The following is a 19514-nucleotide window of genomic DNA, read 5'->3' on the forward strand; positions in this document are numbered from 1 at the left end:
CCGGAGGAGCCCACGACACCTCGCTACGCGTCCCAGACGAGGGCTTCGCGCACAATCCCCAGCAGCGCACCGCGCAACATCGCGTGCACACGCTCACGGGACAGCGACCCGCGCAGGACCCATTCGCGGGCAGCGGCTTTCACGACGCCCCCGTAGGCACGGATCATGGCACGCAAATCGTCTTCCGACGACTCGAACCGGCCTAACCCTACGACCTCGATCAGGCGTGATGCGGCAATGTCATCAGCCTCATCAAGCACCCGCATCACATCCGGGTCCCCGCCAAATCCTTCTGCTGATACAGCCGAGACCCACAGCCTGCCGTGACGCTCAATAAAGTCAAGGAAACCCGCGATCCACGAATCAACCCGTTCCTCGACACTCCCGGCGGCACTGCCGACCTCGTCCATCTCGGGGACCGTCACCAGCACCCTGATCACTTCGATGTACAGCTCCCGCTTGGTACCGAAGTAGTGGTGCATGAGCCCGCGGGTCACGCCTGCAGCCTGCGCTAGCTCAGTTGTAGATACGCTTCCGTACGACTTCTCCTCGAAAACACGGATCGCCGCGCGCAGAATCTGCTTCCGGCGTTCGTCCGGCTCAAAGCGCTGGCGCCGTGACCGGGATGCCGCCGCATCCTCGCGCAGCGGGACTACCCCGGCGCTCGCATCCTGGCTCATCGCTTCGCTCACCCGTCTAATCTACCCACGGCAGCCACGGCGGAATATCCGCCGGGACCGCTCCGGGGAACTCTGGCGCGCGTCGCTCAAGGAAGGACTCAACGCCTTCCTTCGCATCAGCGCTGGCAGGAAGGCTGGCAATCAGGCGAGAGTCCAGGCGCTGGACGTCCTCGGGAGACGGCATCGAGGCACAGTGGTAGAGCATCTGGCGGATAACGGCTACCGACACTGGCGCGGTGGTCGCAATGAGAGTGTGCGCCAGTTCGTACGCGGCGTCGAGCAGCTCACCCGGAGAATGGAGACTCGTCACCAGACCGCTTTCGTGCGCTTCCGTTGCACCAAAAACACGCCCACTGATCATCCAGTCCATCGCGCGACCGAGGCCAACAAGTCGCGGCAGGAACCACGTTGATGCCCCTTCGGGGTAGATTCCGCGTTTGCTGAATACGAAGCCGAAGCGTGCCCCCTCCGCTGCGAGCCGGTAGTCAGCGCTAAGGATGATGGTCGACCCGGCGCCCACTGCGGCGCCGTTGATGGCGGCGATAACGGGTTTGTTCATGCGGAAGATCTGCATCGAGCAACGGCCCGCGGGTTCACACCATGTGTCGTCGAACGTTTCCTCGTTGTCTGTGACGTCGAAACCGCCACCGGATAGGTCCGCGCCGACACAGAAGTTCTTACCTGCACCTGCCAGTACGACCACCCGAACTTCGGGATCTGCGTCCGCACGACTTAGTGCGCTCTCGAGTTCATTCGCCATCGTGATCGTGTAGCCGTTTCCGGCTTGGGGACGGTTGAGCATGACCGTTGCGACGCGATCAGACACCCGGTAGTCGATGGCTTCGTACTTGCTCACACTGCTCACGCTTTGCGACATAACTACCACAATAAGGGTTTATTGACATTCTGCCAATAGTGGCAGACGATGTGTAGCAACCACATCTGGAGGACCACATGACTGCAACTGCCCCCTCGCCAGCGAAGTCCACGCCTCGCTGGATGGACGAGGAGCTCACAGCGGTAGCCGATCTGGCCCTGAAGTTCTTCGCCAAAGAGGTCACCCCGCACACCGACCGCTTCATTGCGCAAGGCTTCCCCGACCGGGACGTTTACCGTAAAGCCGGTGAACTAGGTCTGCTCGGAATGTCGATCCCCGAGGAATACGGTGGTGGCGGCGGCACTTTCGCGCACGAGATCGTGCTCTTCACCGAGCAGGTTCGTGCATGCGAGAGCTCAATGCAGCTCGGCGTGCACACCGGCGTCGTACTCCACTACCTGCTCGCCTACGCCGGCGAGGAACAGAAGCGCCGGTGGCTGCCGAAGCTCACATCCGGCGAATGGATCGGCGCAATCGCCATGACCGAGCCGGGCGCCGGATCTGATCTGCAGGGCATCACCACCCGCGCGGTGAGAGAAGGGGACCACTACCTGATCAGCGGCGCGAAAACGTTCATCTCCAACGGCCGCAACTGCGACCTCGTCATCATCGCCGCGAAAACTGACACGTCGAAAGGCGCTGCCGGAGTATCGCTGCTCGTCGCTGAGGTAGGCGACGACACCCCCGGTTTCGAGCGCGGTCGCATCCTCGAAAAGATCGGCCAAAAGGGCCAGGACACCACCGAGCTGTTCTTCGACAACCTCAAAGTGCCCGCGGAGCATCTTCTCGGCGAAGCCGAAGGTCTGGGTTTCTACCAGCTGATGGAGCAACTTCCCCAGGAGCGCCTCATCGCTGCTGGCGCTGCCGTCGCGAGCATGGAACTTGCTGTCGAATTGACGACCGACTACACAAAGTCGCGCATGGCGTTCGGGAAGCCGCTCTTCGCGCTGCAGAACACCCGTTTCGAGCTCGCACACTGCGCAAGTGTCGCCCAGATCGGCCGCGTGTTCCTCGACGACTGCATCGAGAAGCACTTGCGCGGTGAGCTCGACATCGCGACCGCGGCGATGGCCAAATACTGGCTAACCGAACAGCAATGTGACGTTGCGAACCGGTGTCTGCAGCTGTTTGGCGGGTACGGCTACACGATGGAATATCCCATCGCGAAGATCTTCACCGATTCGAGGATCCAGAAGATTTATGCCGGCGCGAACGAAGTAATGAAGGAACTCATCGCTCGTTCGCTGTGACAGCTTCCCGGGTTGTGTGCCGAATGGTCTCCGTGCATAACCCGGGATTGTCACGCATGGGAACATGCCCGCAGCCCGGGAGCGTCACGTGGTTCGCGCCGGGGAGGAGCGAACGCGCACGACGGTGCTGTGTCCAGTAGGGAAGCAGCAGGTCGCGGCTCCCCCACGCCACCGTCACTGGCACCTCAGTCACCGGCGAGGCGCGGTAGGTGGAGAACGATGCGAGGGCAGCATCGAAGCCTTCCGCGCCTCCGAGTCCGTCCACGTCGCCGAGGATCTCCTCAATAGTCAGCGAGGCGGTGTCGGCGTAGAACAAACTGAACAGCGCTGCCCTCGACGCGCGATTACCCGCGACCATCGGTACTACTCCGGCGGCATGACGCGCGAGAGCCCGTGACCCTCGCAGGGCAGCCTGCGTCCACAACCGTTCCGCGGTGTTCCAGAACCCGATGGGCGAGAAGGCGGTAACGGAGCGGGCGGATCCTCGCCTTCCCAGTTCAAGACTGATACCGCCACCCATCGAATTTCCCGCCAAGTGCGGGCGCTCGATCCCCTTCTCAGAGAAGAACGTCCGCATGCAGTCGATGAGATGCTCTACGCCAGCCTGTGTTCCGGTGGCGTGACTGCTCCCGAAGCCCGGCAGGTCAACAGCCCAAACCTGATGGTCATAGGCAAGCATGTCGAGTATGGGCTCCCACACTTGCCAGCGGCTGCCGATGCCGTGGATGAGAACGAGCGGCTCACCTTCGCCGCGGACCACATATTCCATGGCCTACTCCCCTGCTGCCCGCTGCACTGGCGTGATATCGAGCCGAAGCGCGCCCGGCGCACTGCTCGGCACCACCGGCTTGCGCGGGGCGATTGGGCTCAGCCGCTCGTATTTGGACCCCAGCGGAGGCCGCTGATCAGCTTCGCCCTTATTGGGCCACAACGACATTGCACGTTCCGCCTGCGCGGTAATCGTCAAGGACGGGTTCACACCGAGGTTGGCCGAAATCGTCGAACCGTCGGCAATGTGCAGGCCCTCATATCCGTACACCCGATGGTAAGCGTCAACGACGCCGGTCTGCGGCGAGTCACCGATCGGGCAGCCGCCGATGAAGTGTCCCGTGATCGGGATGTTCGCCATTTCTGTCCACGATCCGAGCGGGATACCATTGATCTTCTCGGCAACCCGGCGGGCGATTTCGTTGCCCACTGGAATCCACACCGGCGGCGCCGCTCCCTGGCCGTGCTTGGTGGACAGTTTGCGGCCGAACAGCCCACGCTTGGTGTAGGTGGTGATCGAGTTGTCGACAGTCTGCATCACGAGCAAGCCGATCATGCGCTCAGACCAGCGGCGAGGATTGTGGGCACGCCACAATCGGAGCCGAGCGCGCCATAACTCGCGCAAACCGAGCACCCACCGGCGTTTTCCCTCTTTGGCATCCACCAGAACCGTGTTGAGCAGCCCCATCGCATTGCTGCCTTTCCCGTAACGGACGGGCTCGATATGAGTGACCGCGTCGGGATGGATCGACGATGTAATCGCGACGCCCTTTGTGAAATCTGCGTCGTTGCTCAGCGATTTGGCTGCCAGAACGGCTTCAGAGTTCGTGCGGGTGAGTTCACCCAGCCGAGGAGAAATCTCTGGCAGGTGCCCCTCGTCGCGCATGCGGTGCAGCAGCTTCTGAGTACCGAGTGCGGCAGCCGCAAAAACCACGTGATCGGCGGTGAACGTCTGCTTGTCTTTACGCACCCAGCGGCCCGTACGCACCGTGTCAACCGTGTAGCCGCCGCCCAGCGCACGACGCACGGTTGTCGCGGTGGTCCTCTCATGTACGGTCGCGCCTGCCCGCTCCGCGAGGTAGAGATAGTTCTTGACCAGGGTGTTCTTCGCGCCGTGCCGACATCCCGTCATGCATTCGCCGCAGTGCGTGCACGTTCTGCGGCCGGGCCCTTCGCCACCGAAATAGGGGTCAGGCACTTCCCCGCCGGGTTTCGCGTCTTTGTCAGCGAACAACACCCCCACCGGAGTGCGGTGGTAAGTGTCCTCGATCCCCATGTCTCTCGCGACTTCGAGGAGTACGCGATCGGATGGGGTGGTTGCCGGGTTCAGATTCACACCCAGCATCCGGCTCGCCTGGTCGTAATGAGGTTTGAGTTCCGAGGACCAATCGGTGATGTGCGCCCACTGCTTATCTTTGTAGAACGGCTCGGGCGGCTCGTACAGCGTGTTCGCGTACACCAGGGACCCGCCGCCCACACCCGATCCACTCATCACGAAAGTGTCGTTGAGCAGCGTCAATCGCTGGATGCCGAAACATCCCAGTCTGGGGGCCCAGAGGTATTCGCGCAGATGCCAGGAGTTTTTCGCGAACTCGTTGTCGGCGAAACGGCGCCCAGTTTCGAGCACTCCGACCTTGTAGCCCTTCTCTGTGAGACGAAGCGCGGTGACGCTGCCACCGAAACCAGAGCCGATCACCAATACGTCGTAGTGAGTCCTGCGGGTCGACCTCATTGTCAGGAGCCCTTCCGTGCGGAGACGAGTTGATAGTCACTGAGCTTGAAGCGGCGAGTTTTTCGCCGGTACGCGGAGACTGTGCCTGGCCAGTTGTTGGTAATCCGGCCAGCGGCATTGCGGTACCAGCTCGAGCAGAAGTTCCACGGGCTCAGGTCCAAGCGTTTCTGCAGCTTCGCGTCGAATGCTTCCTCGACGTCGGGGCGGACCGACAGGTAGCGCCCCGGACGACGGGCGAGGACCTCGACTGCCTGGCGGATATAGCGCGCCTGCGACTCGATCATGTAGACAATCGAACCGACCCCAAGGTTGGTGTTCGGCCCGTACATGACGAAGAGGTTGGGAAACTCGGGTATCGCCATGCCGAGGTAGGCGCGGGCTCCCTTGGGCCCCCACACATCCTGAAGCGCCTGGCGTCCAGCCCCGAAGATCTTCATCGGCCACAGAAACTCCGTGCCCTTGAAGCCGGTGCCGTAAATGATCACGTCGGCCTCATGGTGCACGCCGTCTTCAGTCACCACGCCAGTTTCGGTGACTTCCCTGATCCCGGTGGTTTCCACCGTGACGTTTGGGCGGGTAAGCGCGGGAAAGTAGTCATTCGAGAACAGGCCACGCTTACAGCCGGCCGGATAGTCAGGCGTAAGTTTGGCGCGCAACTCTGGGTCCGGAACCTGATTGCGAAGGTGGTTTTCCGCGATCCGGACGACCATGGGCTGGATCGCGGGGATGTCGACGAGACCGAGCGAGAGAAACTCGCACAGGGCCCAGAATCCGAATCGTTCCGCGAGTCGTACCGGCGGAATCCTCTTGAACACAGTGTGGTGCCACGGCCGGTACTCGACGTCGGGTTTCGGCAACACCCAGGCGGCAGAACGCTGAAAAAGCGTCAGATGCGCAGCATCGGGAGCGATGGCCGGAACGAACTGGACGGCACTCGCGCCAGTGCCGACGACCGCGATGCGCTTGCCTTCCAGAGCCACGTTGTGGTCCCACTCGGCGGAATGAAAGGACTGTCCTTCGAACTTTTCGATGCCCGGCATGCGTGGCATCGAAGGCCGGGACAACTGGCCTGCCGCCATGATCACCACGTCGGCCGTCAACTCAGCACCACCCGAGACACGGACTGTCCATTGCCCCGCGTCCTCGCTGAACTCAGCTTCGGTGACCTCGGTTCCAAAGCGAATGTGTTCGAAAAGGCCACGCCTACTGGCGACGTCACGCATGTACTCGAGGATGTCGGGCTGGAGCGAAAAGCGTTTCGGCCAGTCAGATTTCGGCTCATACGAGTAGGAGTACAGCGGTGACGGAATGTCACATCCAGCGCCTGGATAGGTGTTTTCGCGCCACACCCCACCCACGTCGTCCGCGCGCTCCAGAATGGTGAAGTCGCTGAAGCCTGCGCGCTGCAGTTCCATAGCTATTCCGAGACCGGCGAAGCCGGCACCGACGATGATGACGGAGGGGCTGGCGGTGTTCTGTGTTTCTCCGCGGGCCATGCTCATGCCTCCTTCTGCGGCTGGCCGAGGGTGAATTCCATCGATTCGAATACGGCGCCCACATGCCGGCCCGGACGCAGCCAGCCAGATAGCGTCGGCGGCGCGTCTATTTCGACGGTGACGATGGCTGGCCGCACTCGTCCCCATGCGCGCATCGAACTTAGCCCCACGGAACCGTCCGGCCACTGCTGCGCCAGCGCCGTGGACAGCGTTGGCATGGGCACTGCTGGACCGAGGGCGCGTGCGGTTACCTGAACGTGCCAATCACGCCCCTGTGCGGTCATGGTCTTACCGGCCTCTGGCGCACCCTCAAAGGTCGCTAGCGTCTTGGGCAGCGCCCAGTTCGTGCGCCCGCCCACCAGGCTCGTTTCCGAATCGACTGCCATGAACGGGACACTGCCGACGACTCTTCGGCCGTTGCGGATTCCAGCGGCACCGAACACTTCGGCGTAGCTGCCGACAGGCGTATCGAAGTATTGAACCATTCCGCCGATCACACCGAGTGCTCTGCCTCCGCGTCCGACACTGGGCGCGACTGCGCGTGCCGCCGCGACTCCGCCCCGGCCGAACCACAGCACCGACCTGGCAAGGCACTGCCACGGCGCGGGCGCCTGGTTCGCTCCAAGCCGTTCTGCCACTTCAGCATCCAGTGCTGATTCTGGCACCCCGTGCACACGAACAAGATCGGCGAGCTCCATTGGTCTTCCCTTCAATGCGGATAAGGACAAACCTACGGCTGCGCATCCGCCGTGCCTATGAGTCCAGAGGACAGATACTTGAGAAATTCGGCCACTGCGGGCAGTGTGAGACAGATGATCGATCGCTGGTCGATGCCAAGGTCCAGTGTGAGTGCCACGATGCTTACTGAACTCGCCAGTGAACGAGGGATCGAGCCAACTCAGACACTCCGCGGCACGGGCATAACCCCAGAAATCCTGCGCGACCCGACCGCAGAGGTCACCGCTGGCCAAGAGCTCATCCTTGTGCGCAACCTGCTTGCTGATCTCCCTGACGTTCCCGGCCTGGGACTGGAGGCCGGGACGCGGTACCACGCACCCGCATTCGGGCCACTCGGTTTTGCCATGATCAGCAGCCCGACTGTGGGCGAGGCACTCCAAGTCGTGACGCGCTGGTTTGATCTGTCGTTCTCGTTTTCCAAACTGCACCGCCGCGATGAGAGCGATCAGATCACGCTCGTACTCGACGACACGGGCGTACCTGACGACGTTCGATGCTTCAACACGGAACGGGATCTGTCCGCCATCGTCACAATGATGCGCCCACTGCTTCCCACGATGCCGATCATGCTCGCCAGCCTCGATATCGCACTGCCCGAACCAAGCTATGTCGACCGGTACCGGGACATCCTCGCAGCGAGCGGCACGAAACCGAACTTCGGGATGCCGGAAACCGCGATGCGCATCGATGCCGCACTGCTTCCACTTGCTCTTCCACAGGCAAATCGCCTTATCGCAGAGATGTGCGTCCAGCAATGCGCGGCGCTGATGCACCGTCGCCAGGCGCGAGTCGGCGTGAGTGGTCAGGTCCGGCAGCACCTGTTGCGACGAGGCCACACTACGGATCAGGACGAGGTAGCTCGCGCGATGAATCTCACTGTCCGGACGCTACGCCGCAGGCTGGCAGAGGAGGGTACTTCTTACCGTGAGCTGGCTGCCGAAACAACGGGGATGCTGGCGGAGGAGCTTCTCAGCTCAGGACTGCCGGTGGAGCAGATCGCCGAGCGGCTGGGGTACGCGGATGCTTCGAGTTTCACCCACGCGTTTAAATCGTGGAAGGGCGTCACTCCAGGTCGATTCGCGCGTGAGCGCCAGCGTCTCCGCGTTCCCCAACGAGAAGATTCGCCTTATTGACATTCTGCCGACAACCGTCATGATGGACTCATAGAGCGCATTGTGACCAGCGCCGCTCATCGAAGGAGCTCAATTGTCAACGACAGAGACAAACCCGAATACCACGCCTGCGCAATCCGCGTCAGCCCTCGCATCGAAGAATCCGGCTACGGGTGACGTCATCTCAGTGCACGCTATTCAGTCACCTGAGGAAGTACGGGCTGCCGTTCAGCGGGCGAGTTCAGCCGCCAGGAGCTGGAATGCTCTCGGCTTCGATGGCCGCAAGAAACACCTGCTCAGGTGGGTCAGCTATCTCCTTGATCACGCAGACGAGCTCACTGAGCTGATCCATGCGGAGAACGGGAAGCCCGTTGATGATGCGTACCTGGAACTCGTGCTTGCAGTCGAACACATTGCGTGGGCAGCGAAGAATGCCAAGAAAGTGCTTTCACCCAAGAAGGTGGCCCCCGGCCCGCTGATGGCGAACTTCTCCGCGGTTATCGAACAGCACCCGCTCGGGGTCGTGGGCGTGATCGGCCCCTGGAATTACCCTGTCTACACGCCCATGGGGTCGATCGCGTATGCCCTCGCCGCGGGAAACTCGGTTGTGTTCAAGCCAAGCGAATACACCACTGCCGTCGGCAACTACCTTGCTGACTCGTTCCGGCTCGCGAACCCTGAACTGCGCGAGCACATCCTGACTACCGTGAATGGCTACGGTGAAACCGGTGCGGCGCTAGTGACATCGGGCGTCAACAAGATCGCCTTCACTGGGTCGACGCCCACGGGTAAGCGGATTATGGCCGCGGCAGCGGAATCGCTGACACCGGTCCTTCTCGAATGCGGAGGCAAGGACGCCGCGATTGTGGCCGCGGATGCGGACGTCAAGGCGGCCGCTGACGCAATCGCTTTCGGCGCCATGGCTAACAGCGGCCAGACCTGCGTCGGCGTCGAGCGCGTCTACGTCGACAAGCGCGTCAGCGACGAGTTCATCACCGAGATCAAGAAGATCATCAAGGATCTGAAACCCGGTGATATGGAGGGCGCATCATACGGTCCAATGACAATGCCGAGCCAGATCGACATTGTTCGCAGCCACATCGAGGACGCGCTCGAGCACGGCGGCCGGGCAGTTGTCGGCGGGGCCGACTCCGTCAAAGAACGGTATATCGAGCCCGTCGTCATCGTTGACGCCGACGAAACCTGTTCTGCTGTAGTGGAAGAGACCTTCGGCCCGACGCTGACGATCCGTACTGTCGACAGCGCCGACGAAGCCATCGAACTTGCTAACGCTTCTAGGTTCGGGCTCGCTTCCACCGTGTTCTCCAAGAACCACGGCATGGAGATCGCACGCCGCCTGCGTGCCGGTGCGACGTCAGTCAACTCTGTGCTTGGCTTCGCCGCAATCCCAGCGCTCCCCTTCGGAGGTGTAGGCGAATCGGGAATCGGCCGAATTCACGGCGAGTGGGGCCTCAAGGAGTTCACACGTCCGCACGCCATCGCGCGCCAGCGGTTTGCCATTCCAGGCATGGCGCTACTGAGCTTCAAGCGCACCAAGATGACAACAAGCCTGGTCAAGCAAACGATGAAACTGCTGCACGGCCGATACAAGTAACTCGACGGCGAAGGCGAGAGCCCGGTGCGGGAATGGGCTCTCGCCGTTTACACCAAAGGCAGGTTTTTCCGCATTCGCCTGCGCGTGTCCCAGAGGTAATAGTTCATCGGGAACCGTCGCACGATATGAGGCAGTCTCCGATAAACCATTCCGATGGCGGCAAGTCCCATCGCGAGAATGCGTTCATCGCGCTCGGACCATGGAAGCCGCATTTCGTCGCGCAGATGGGGCGGGAGCAGGCCGGTCGCGACGAACCGCTGCGGCCGCGCGCCTAAGAGTCGCACCGGTAGCGGCAGCGCCTTCAGGTCCACCAGTTCAGTGAGGTAGTCGCGAACGGTGTCATCAATCGACGTCGTCGCTAGTGTGTGGCGCCAGTACTCGTCGAATGCTTTCCTGTCGGGCGGCCAGAGCTCGATCGGCATCTGCAGCGTCGTACCCAGGCGGGCGCAGTATTTGTACAGCGCTTCGGCATCGGCGTCGTCAATCGGCCCGTGGAGCCGCTCGGTCATGTCCACGATGCCGTAGTACAAGCAAGCAGCGACCCAGAGCTGCAACCGTGGACTGAACGCGTTGTATTTGACGGGACTGCCGGGACGGGACCGGACTTGCCGGTGTGACTGGTTGACAGCTTCCCGGTACCGAGCACGTTCGTCCTCGGTACCTTGCATCGCAACCGAGAGATAGGACAGGGTGGTGCGCAACCGCTTAAGCGGGTGCAGTGTGACTTTGCCGCTGTCGACGGGGCTTTCAGCCACTCCATAGCCGACCGGCGGGAGGCTAAGCTGCATGATCACGTTGGCTGTGCCAGCCAGGAAGGCGGCAATACCGTCGACGTGGTTCCACATGTCGTAGTCGAAGCGCGGCTCGGGCGAAGTGCCGCCTGGCATGTTGTTGTTCGCAGCGCTCGTCATTGTGCGCCCCCTCAGGATACCTGCATCCCTTGATATTTGATCAAAGCATACCGTAGCGGCTGAAAATCAGGTCGAGTGACGTTCATGCGGCACCACAAAACGGACAGCCCCCGAACCTTTTCGACCGGCTGGACTAAGCCGGTGGTTCGGGGGCCGGGTAGCTGCCTGGTATTCGCTCGCTGCCAAAGGCAGGGGGTGAATCCTGGCGCAGCTGGCAGCTAGCGGACAGCCACCTCACGCGTCCTAAAGCCATTCATCTTCTGGACCACCTCCTTCCTCGTGTACTTGCGAAGGTACCTAAACGCACGGCTGCCGGCAACGGATTTTTTCGAGACCCCTGATCCCGATCGCCCGCGAGCGGTACTGTCGAAGTACTCACCCACACGGACTCCTTCCCGGGGGGAGGCGAACATCATCGGCGATATGCGGATACGCAACGTCGCACTGGTGGGCCACCAGGGCAACGGAAAGACCTCCCTGGCCGAAGCGCTGCTCTCCGCAGCTGGCGTCGTCAGTCGTCCCGGCCGCATCGAAAACGGCAACACCACCCTCGATACGCAGCCCGAGGAACGTGAACGGGCGCAGTCCCTCACGCTTGGCCTGGCGTCATTCGATTCGGGTGACTACCGCATCAATCTGCTCGACACACCCGGTTATATCGATTTCGCTGGTGATGCGGAAATCGCGCTCCAGGTGGCTGACATGGCGGTCTTCGTCGTTGACGGGGTGAGCGGCCTGCAGGTAAGCGACGAAATGATGTGGGCCACCGCCGCCGAGCGGTCCATTCCGCGGCTGATTTTCATCAACAAGATGGATAAGGATCGTGCTTCGTTCGACGCGACGGTCGAGGATGTCCGCAAGCATTTCGGCCAGGGCGTGGAACCGATCGAACTGCCCGTCGGCGAAGCACGCGATTTCACCGGCGTCTGCGACCTTCTCACAGAACATACGTTCTTCTACGACACGGGGACGACTGTCGAGCGCGATGAAATCCCGCCACAGATCGCGGAACACGAACGCGCAGAGCACGAACACCTGGTCGAGGACGTCATCCAGATCGAAGACGAGCTGGTCGCCCGCTACCTCGACGGCGAGAACATCACGGTCACGGAACTCGACCGCGCGCTGCGGTTGGGCTTCGCGAACGCAAGCCTATGGCCAGTGCTGTGTGGCTCGGCGACAGAGATGATTGCTGTGGACCGGCTCCTTGACTTTATTTGCCGCCTCGGACCGAGTCCGGATGACGTACCACCCCGCACCCTGGAAAAGGCGGGACGTGCAGTGCAACTGCCGTGCACCGCGGACGGCCCGACACTCGCCTACGTCTTCAAGACTCAAACCGACGAGTACGTGGGCCAGGTCGCGCTGATGAAGCTGCTTTCGGGCACGCTGCACGCGGACGATGTTCTGATCAACCAGCGCACCGGCAATAAAGAACGCGTGCACAACCTGCTGACTGTTCTCGGAAGCAAAACGACAAGTGTTGGCGTTGCCAGTGCGGGTGACATGGTGGCGGCGATCAAGTTGTCCGACGTAGCTACTGGCGACACCTTGGCACCTGCAGGCTCGACATTCCGGGTGCACCAATCGGTGAATACACAACCCGTGTACGGAATCGCCGTCACGCCGCAGCGCACAGGGGACGAAGAAAAGCTCGCGACGGCACTCGCTGAAATGGTCCGGGACGACCCCACCCTGCATGCAGATCGCGACCAGGAAACTCATCAGCTCGTCATCAGGGGCGCGGGTGACATGCACGTCCAGGTCGCACTTGCTCGCCTGCACAGGCGGTTCGGCATCAGCGTGGACACTGAACCCGTGAAAGTCGCCTACCGGGAAACGCTCGCGGAGGCTGTGCAGGCCGAGGGCAGGCACAAAAAGCAGAGCGGCGGACACGGCCAGTTCGGTGTCGCGACAGTGCGTTTCGAGCCGCTCCCCCGTGACTCCGGGTTTGAGTTCGTCGATGAGACTCGAGGCGGGGTGATCCCCAAATCTCTGATCCCGGCAGTAGGGAAAGGCATCGCGGAATCCATGTCGCGTGGCGGCCGCGAAGGCTATCCCCTCGTTGATATCCGCGCCACCGTAGTTGACGGCAAACATCACTCGGTGGACTCCGACGAGTTCAGCTTCAAGATGGCGGGGGCGCTCGCTCTGAAGGACGCAATCGAACGGGGCGGTACGAAGGTACTGGAACCCATATTCCACGTCGAAGTCACTGTGCCCGACGCCTTGCAGGGCGATGTTCTCGCCGACCTTGCCCGGCGGCGCGGCCAGATCGAAGGAACCGAACCCGGGGACAACGGCACTACAGCCGTAATTGCTTCGGTGCCACAGGGAGAGTTACTCGACTACGCAGTGGCAATGCGCTCGATGACACATGGCCGCGGGCAGTTCACCGCGACGTTCTCGCGATATCAGGAGCGCCCGTAAAGTCGTGGCATTCCAGATCCCGCGACGCCCGGATCGTCGTGGACGGCCGCTGGTGTGAAACCACCACGACCGTCCTGTCGTGGTGGACAAAGCCGCTATCCCGATCGAGCAGCGCGTCCAAGAGACGAGCCGCGTCATCTGCATCCAAATGCTCTGTCGGCTCATCCAAAAGCAACACCGGCGCCGGGGACAGCAACGCCCTGGCAAGAAGCAGCCTTCGCCGCTGCCCGCCGGATAACGCCTCATCCCCACCGACGAGCATCGTGTCGAGACCTTCAGGCAATTCGTTGAGCCAGTCGCCCAGCCCGACGCGCTGCATCGCGTCCACCATGTCTTCGCGAGTCGCGTCTGCCCGGGCGACGAGCAGGTTGTCGCGCAGCGTTGTCGCGAAAATGTGCGCGTCCTCGGCAAAGAATGTGACTGTCCGGCGCAGAGTATCGGGGTCCCAGTCTTCCAGCGGTTGACCCCCAGCTGCAGCCGCTCCACCAACCGGCGGTATGAGCCCGGCGAGCGTCAGCAGAAGTGTGGACTTGCCGGCACCGCTCGGCCCGGTGATGAGCACTCGGCTGCCTTCTGGCCAGTTCAGAGTGAATGGTCCCGCCGCGGGTGTGCCACCCCATCCGCAGCGGAGTTGCTGGGCGGCGATCGCGTAACCATGCGCGTGCCCGTCCCGATCCTCCGCGGGCACGCTTGTTGCCTCGTCGAGCAGCGTCATCACACGCCCTGCAGCCTGTCGAGCACGCAAAAGGTGCACTGCGGCGTCGGACAGCGCTGATGTCGCTTCAAAGGCAGCGAGCGGCAGCAGCACCAGAATTCCGAGCGAGGTGATCGACAGGCTGTCTGTTGCATAGAGGTTCATCCCGATGAGCAACGCACCGATGACACTGACGCCGACCGCGAAAGGGGTCACAGAGGCGGCACCAGCAGATGAAACCGCAGCTCGGTCCGCTGAGCGATCGGAGTTGTGCAACGAAGTCTCGGCCCGTAGCACCGCAGCCCCGAACTGTCCGGAGACTTTCAGTTCAGCAGCATGGTCGAGGACGTTCATGGCGGCGTCACGGTGTTCCCCGCGATAGCGATCGGCCTCGGCTTCCCGCAGTCGGGCTGCCCCCGCGGCGAGCAGTGGCGCGAGCACTCCAGCGGCGATGAGCGCGAGCGCAAGTATCAGCGCTGCAGCCGGCGCGATCACGGCAAGGGCCACCACCGCAGCGAGACTGAGCAGGACCGCGACCGCAGCGGGGATGACTGCACGCACCACCGTCTCACCGAGGGTGTCGATGTCTTCTCCCGTGCGCGCCAGCATGCCACCACGGCTCGCACCGAGAGCAGCCCTGGGATGCCCAGTTGCAAGCCGTTCGTAGACCGTGGTGCGCGCGGCGACGGTACCGCGCAGAGCGAGGTCGTGAGTTGCAAGTCGATCGAGGTATCGGAATACGCCGCGGCTGATTCCCAGTGCACGAACAGCCACCACCGCGACGGTGAGGTCGAGCACGGGAGGCATCTCGAAGGCCCGCATGATGAGCCATGCTGACACGCCAGCGAGGGTCAGTGCGGAGCCAAGCGTGACCGTCGCCGCGGCGATCGCGAGGCACGTCCGCCCGGGAGGGATCTCCAGCAGTCTCAATGCGCGCCACAAGGTCCTCATGCGGGCCTCCTCACCGAAGTGCCCAGCGTGGTGACCTGATCGGCTGCCGCCAGCACACGTGCGTGGTGCGAAACGGCGAGCACGGTGGCTCCGGTGGCTGCCCGGGCTCGCATCGCGTCCAGTATGCGGTCGGCGGAGAGGTCATCTAGGTGTGCTGTCGGTTCGTCGAAGATCAGCACGCGTGCGTTCGAAGCGAATGCACGCGTCAGCGCGAGCCGTTGTCGCTGCCCCAGCGACAGGCCAGTGCCACCGCTGCCAATGCGCGTTTCGAGGCCGTCGGGCAATTCCGCGAGAACCTCCCCGAAACCGGTTTGCTCAGCAGCGCGCGCGATGTCGTCGATCGGCCCGTTGAGTTCAAGGTTCTCCCGGACGGTCCCTGGGATGAGCACAGGCTTTTGCGGCACCCACGCGATCTGGTCCCACCACTGCTGGATATCCAGTTCGGGGACGGGAATCCCATTTACTGTCGCGGCGCCACCGTCAGGGGTGACGAGACCGAGGATCGCGTGCAGGGCCGTTGTCTTTCCTGCGCCATTCGGTCCGGTGATGACGGATGTTTCGCCCGGCCGGAACTCCGCGCTAAAACCGTCCGGCGCGAAACCTTCGCGGGCCCGCATTCGGAGTCCGGCTACCACAACGGTGTACGGGCCGACTGGCAGCTGGCGACCACCTGCCCCGGTTGTCGCGCGCGGAACGAGCAGGCTGAACGCCCGGTCCGCAGCACTCACACCGTCTTCAGCCGCGTGGAATTGCGCCCCCACCATCCGCAGCGGCAGGTACACCTCGGCAGCGAGAATTAGCGCGACCAGACCTGGCTGCAGCTCCATGTTGCCGTACACGAGCCGCAGCCCCACACTGACCGCGACGAGGGCAACGCACAGAGTGGCGAACATCTCCAGCACCATGGAGGACAGGAACGCGATCCGCAGCGACGCCATCGTGGTGTGGCGATGCTGCTCCCCTAGCTCTCTGACGCGCTGAGTTTGCCCGCGTTCCCGTGCCAGCGATCGCAGCGTCGGCAGACCCGCGATCAAGTCCAGCAGTTGCGCCGATAGCTGTGACATCGAGCGGAGCTTTGCCCGTGACTTTCCGCGCGTCAGCAGTCCGATGAGGATCATGAACGTCGGAATGAGCGGCAGTGTGAAGAAAATGATGAGCGCGGACGTCATGTCATGCACCGCGATAACCACGAGCACCGCAGGTGGCACGATTGCGGCCAGAGCAAGTGCGGGCAGGTAGCCCGTGAGATAGGGGCCCAGTCCGTCGAGGCCACCATTTCGGTGAGTCACCACAGTCGCGGTCTCGTCACGGACGGCTGCCCGGTCCCGTGGGGGCATCGTCGCGACGGAGCGCAGAACGTCCATTTTCAGATCGCGGATAACAGCGGCGGAACTGCGATGCGCGAACCTGGTGTGCAACCACATCGCGGCCGCCCGCACAAGCACGGCTCCCGCGAGGACCGCGAGTTCCACGCTCCACGCCGAAGGCACCCTGCGTGCCGGATCCGTGACGACACCCGCGAGAATCGTTGCGATCATCAGTGCCATGACAATGACTGTCACGGCGGTGACGACTCCCATGACGACTGTCAGCACCAGGTACGGTCGCACCGGTGCCGACAATCGCCACAGCCTCGGATCAAAGGGTTTCATCGTCGCATCTTCAGCCCGATGGACGGCGGGATCTGCTCAGTGGTGATCCGCTTGCGGAACACCCAGTACGTCCAGCCCTGGTAGATCATGACGACCGGGGCGAGGAACGCCGCTGCCCAGGTCAGAACGGTCAGCGTGTAGGGCGAGGAGGCGGCTTCCGCAACCGTGAGACTCCACTCGGGGTTCAGTGAGGATGGCATGACGTCCGGGAACAGCGCACCGAAGAGCAGCGCTGTCGCCGCGGCAACGGTGATGAACGTGGCCGCGAAGGCCCACCCCTCGCGCTGCCTAGCCGTCATCACAACAGTGACGATCAGCCCGATCGCTGCCACCCAGGTGAATACCCATGTCAGCGTCGATCCGTAGGCGAGTTGCGTCCATACCGCGAACCCTCCGGCGACGAGCAACGTTGCTGGAGCGAGGAGTCCCGCGGCTTTGATCGCGTCCGACCGTACTTCCCCGCCTGTCTTGAGAGCGACGAAGACCGCGCCGTGCAGAAGGAAGAGCATTGTGGTCGTGATGCCACCGAGGATGGCGTAGGGGCTCAGGAACGCTTCCCACATGTTGGTGATTTGCTTGTTCTCGTCGATAGGTGTGCCGCTGACGACAGCAGCGAAAATCATGCCCCACAAGATCGCGGGCAGCCATGACCCGACGATGATGCCCGCATCACATCGCGCGCGCCACTGGTCGTCGTCGATCTTGCCGCGGAATTCGATAGCCACCGCGCGGAAGATGAGGGCGAGCAGAATGAGAAGCAGAGGGATGTAAAAGCCGGAGAACAATGTCGCGTACCAGTCCGGGAAGGCCGCGAACAGCGCGCCGCCGGCGGTGATCAGCCACACCTCGTTGCCGTCCCACACAGGTCCGATGGTGTTGAGTGTGGCCCGCCGCCGCTTGTCCGCGTTCATCCGGGACTTGCGGCCCAGGAACGGCATGAGCATGCCCACGCCGAAGTCGAACCCTTCGAGCACGAAGTAGCCGAGGAAGAGGAAGGCGATGAGAATGAACCAGAGTGTGGTGAGTTCCATGGTCGGTTTCCCCGCTTAGTAGGCGAACGACAACGGTTTCACGTCATCGCCAGATTCATCGTCGTCGTGTTTGTGCGGATGCTTGTCGTGTTCGAGCGGCCCTTCCAGGACGTAGCGCCGGAGCAGATAGAACCAGACGACCGCGAGCGCGCCATACACCAGCGTGAAGGTGATGAGCGAGGCAAGCACCAATCCGGCGGAGTGGTTCGACACCGCGTCAGCCGTCATGAGACGGACCTGGTCGACACCAGTCAGGTTGGGTACCACAACCCAGGGCTGTCGTCCCATCTCCGTGAAGATCCAGCCGAAGCTGTTCGCGAGAAACGGTGTCGGGATCGCGAAGATCGCCAGCTTGCCGAACCATTCCTGGTCCGGGACGCGTCCACGGCGCGTCACCCAGAGGCCCGCGAGAGCGAGAGCCGCGGAACCAAACGCGAGACCGATCATCAGCCGGAATGACCAGTAGGTGATGAACAGGTTGGGCTGATAATTGGCCTCACCGTAACGCTCCGAGTACATCTCCTGAAGCTCGACCACACCCATGAGTTCGGCGTTGAAGTCATTGGTCGCCAAGAAGGAGGTCAACCCGGGCACGGCGAGGATATGCCGCACGTTTTCGCAGTCATTATTGTGGTCGCCGATAGTGAGGAGCGAGAACTCCGCGCCACGTTCGGTGTGGCAGAGGGCCTCAGCAGAAGCCATCTTCATCGGCTGCTGCTCGAACATGAGCTTGGCCTGAATGTCGCCTGTGACGCCGAGCGCGAGGCCCGATGCGATCATCACCCCCAGCGCCATACGAGTAACCGGCCGCCACATCGTGCGGGCTTCTTCTGCGTACTCCGCCGCTTCTTCGGGTGCCGCAGTCTTCGCCTGGCGCATCCTGCGCACCATCCACCAGCCACCTACACCGGCGACAAAAGTGGCTGCGGTGAGGAAACTGCCGGCGATGGTGTGCGGGAAGGCCGCGAGTGCCGTCGGATTCGTCAGAAGCTCCCAGATGCTGCTGAGTTCCGCGCGTCCCGTTTCCTCGTTGAACACGGCACCGACGGGGTGCTGCATGAACGAGTTGGCAACGATGATGAAGTACGCCGACGCGTTGACCCCGATCGCTACCATCCAGATCGTCGCGAGGTGCACGAGTCGTGGCAATCTCCCCCAGCCGAAGATCCACAACCCGAGAAACGTCGATTCGATGAAGAAGGCAGCGAGTCCTTCGAGCGCGAGCGGCGCACCGAATACATCACCGATGAACCTTGAGTACTCGCTCCAGTTCATGCCGAACTGGAACTCCTGGACGATGCCGGTCACGATACCGAGTGCGAAGTTGATCAGGAAAAGCTTGCCGAAGAACTTCGTTAGCCGGTACCAGTGGTCTTTGCCGGTGACCATCCACATTGTCTGCATCACGGCGACGAGCGGCGCCAGGCCAATCGTCAGCGGGACGAAGATGAAGTGGTAGACGGTTGTGATCCCGAATTGCCACCGAGCGACATCCAGCGCTTCCAGGCTGTTCACGGCGTACTCCAAACTAGGGCTGACCAGCCCTGGCGGTTGGAAGGTGCGACCGAGAACTACCG

16 protein-coding genes are annotated in these 19514 nt (G+C 62.4%); 4 read left to right on the forward strand and 12 right to left on the reverse strand.

The genetic code is table 11. The features are described 5' to 3' along the window. Window positions 1–23: 23 nt before the first annotated feature. Both FHU29_RS08855 and FHU29_RS08860 read right to left on the reverse strand, forming a co-directional pair. Window positions 24–692 carry a TetR/AcrR family transcriptional regulator gene (locus FHU29_RS08855; RefSeq protein WP_083962401.1) on the reverse strand — a complete coding sequence of 223 codons (669 nt, stop codon included), beginning with the start codon at window positions 690–692 and terminating at the stop codon, window positions 24–26. A 4-nt stretch (window positions 693–696) separates the two neighbouring features. Then, window positions 697–1557 (reverse strand): enoyl-CoA hydratase-related protein, encoded by an 861-nt coding sequence (locus FHU29_RS08860; RefSeq protein ID WP_064441134.1) that lies wholly within the window; start codon window positions 1555–1557, stop codon window positions 697–699. 77 nt (window positions 1558–1634) lie between these two features. On the opposite strand from FHU29_RS08860, the gene FHU29_RS08865 reads away from it, so the two are divergent. Beyond that, window positions 1635–2807, forward strand: a complete 1173-nt coding sequence (locus FHU29_RS08865; RefSeq protein WP_064441135.1) for an acyl-CoA dehydrogenase family protein — start codon at window positions 1635–1637, stop codon at window positions 2805–2807. On the opposite strand, the gene FHU29_RS08870 is transcribed toward FHU29_RS08865, so the two are convergent. The 5 genes from FHU29_RS08870 to FHU29_RS23165 are packed head-to-tail and all read right to left on the reverse strand — an operon-like array spanning window position 2788 to window position 7659. Next, entirely contained in the window at window positions 2788–3576 is a 789-nt protein-coding gene (locus FHU29_RS08870; RefSeq protein ID WP_064441136.1) for an alpha/beta fold hydrolase, read from the reverse strand. The genes FHU29_RS08865 and FHU29_RS08870 overlap by 20 nt on opposite strands. A gap of 3 nt (window positions 3577–3579) precedes the next feature. After that, on the reverse strand, window positions 3580–5307 hold the full coding sequence (locus FHU29_RS08875; protein WP_064441137.1) for a GMC oxidoreductase: 1728 nt from the start codon (window positions 5305–5307) through the stop codon (window positions 3580–3582). Window positions 5308–5309: 2 nt separating this feature from the next. Beyond that, window positions 5310–6803, reverse strand: coding sequence for a flavin-containing monooxygenase (locus FHU29_RS08880; protein WP_064441138.1), 1494 nt, complete (start codon window positions 6801–6803; stop codon window positions 5310–5312). A 2-nt stretch (window positions 6804–6805) separates the two neighbouring features. After that, window positions 6806–7501 (reverse strand): acetoacetate decarboxylase family protein, encoded by a 696-nt coding sequence (locus tag FHU29_RS08885; protein ID WP_083962402.1) that lies wholly within the window; start codon window positions 7499–7501, stop codon window positions 6806–6808. Window positions 7502–7533: 32 nt separating this feature from the next. Further along, on the reverse strand, window positions 7534–7659 hold the full coding sequence (locus tag FHU29_RS23165) for a hypothetical protein (protein ID WP_260152414.1): 126 nt from the start codon (window positions 7657–7659) through the stop codon (window positions 7534–7536). Here FHU29_RS23165 and FHU29_RS08890 point away from each other — a divergent pair. Together FHU29_RS08890 and FHU29_RS08895 are read left to right on the forward strand one after the other, a co-directional pair. Next, the gene (locus FHU29_RS08890; protein ID WP_183377522.1) at window positions 7649–8674 is read left to right on the forward strand and encodes an AraC family transcriptional regulator; all 1026 of its coding nucleotides are present in this window, start codon (window positions 7649–7651) and stop codon (window positions 8672–8674) included. The genes FHU29_RS23165 and FHU29_RS08890 overlap by 11 nt on opposite strands. 73 nt (window positions 8675–8747) lie before the next feature. Continuing rightward, complete coding sequence (locus FHU29_RS08895) at window positions 8748–10268, forward strand: aldehyde dehydrogenase family protein (protein WP_064441140.1); 1521 nt, start codon at window positions 8748–8750, stop codon at window positions 10266–10268. A 47-nt stretch (window positions 10269–10315) separates the two neighbouring features. Here the strand turns inward: FHU29_RS08895 and FHU29_RS08900 are convergent, their stop codons facing one another. Then, a complete protein-coding gene (locus FHU29_RS08900; RefSeq protein WP_064441141.1) occupies window positions 10316–11179 on the reverse strand; it encodes an oxygenase MpaB family protein in 864 nt (287 codons plus the stop codon). A gap of 423 nt (window positions 11180–11602) precedes the next feature. Between FHU29_RS08900 and fusA the strand changes: the two genes are divergently transcribed. After that, entirely contained in the window at window positions 11603–13609 is a 2007-nt protein-coding gene (fusA, locus tag FHU29_RS08905; RefSeq protein ID WP_064441142.1) for an elongation factor G, read from the forward strand. Here the strand turns inward: fusA and cydC are convergent. Genes cydC through FHU29_RS08925 form a run of 4 tightly spaced genes read right to left on the reverse strand, consistent with a single transcriptional unit; the run spans window position 13572 to window position 19443 of the window. Beyond that, a complete protein-coding gene (gene cydC / locus FHU29_RS08910; protein ID WP_064441143.1) occupies window positions 13572–15254 on the reverse strand; it encodes a thiol reductant ABC exporter subunit CydC in 1683 nt (560 codons plus the stop codon). The two genes, fusA and cydC, sit on opposite strands and share 38 nt — an antisense overlap. Next, window positions 15251–16906: a thiol reductant ABC exporter subunit CydD gene (gene cydD, locus FHU29_RS08915; RefSeq protein WP_064441144.1), complete on the reverse strand. Its 1656-nt coding sequence runs from the start codon at window positions 16904–16906 to the stop codon at window positions 15251–15253. Before cydD ends, cydC begins: the two co-directional genes overlap by 4 nt. Next, window positions 16903–17937 (reverse strand): cytochrome d ubiquinol oxidase subunit II, encoded by a 1035-nt coding sequence (cydB, locus tag FHU29_RS08920; protein WP_064441145.1) that lies wholly within the window; start codon window positions 17935–17937, stop codon window positions 16903–16905. The genes cydD and cydB overlap by 4 nt, the downstream gene beginning before the upstream one ends. A 15-nt stretch (window positions 17938–17952) precedes the next feature. After that, window positions 17953–19443, reverse strand: coding sequence for a cytochrome ubiquinol oxidase subunit I (locus FHU29_RS08925; protein ID WP_064441247.1), 1491 nt, complete (start codon window positions 19441–19443; stop codon window positions 17953–17955). Window positions 19444–19514 lie beyond the last annotated feature (71 nt).

Source organism: Hoyosella altamirensis (genome assembly GCF_014191505.1).
In the GTDB taxonomy this organism is placed as follows: Bacteria; Actinomycetota; Actinomycetes; order Mycobacteriales; family Mycobacteriaceae; genus Hoyosella; species Hoyosella altamirensis.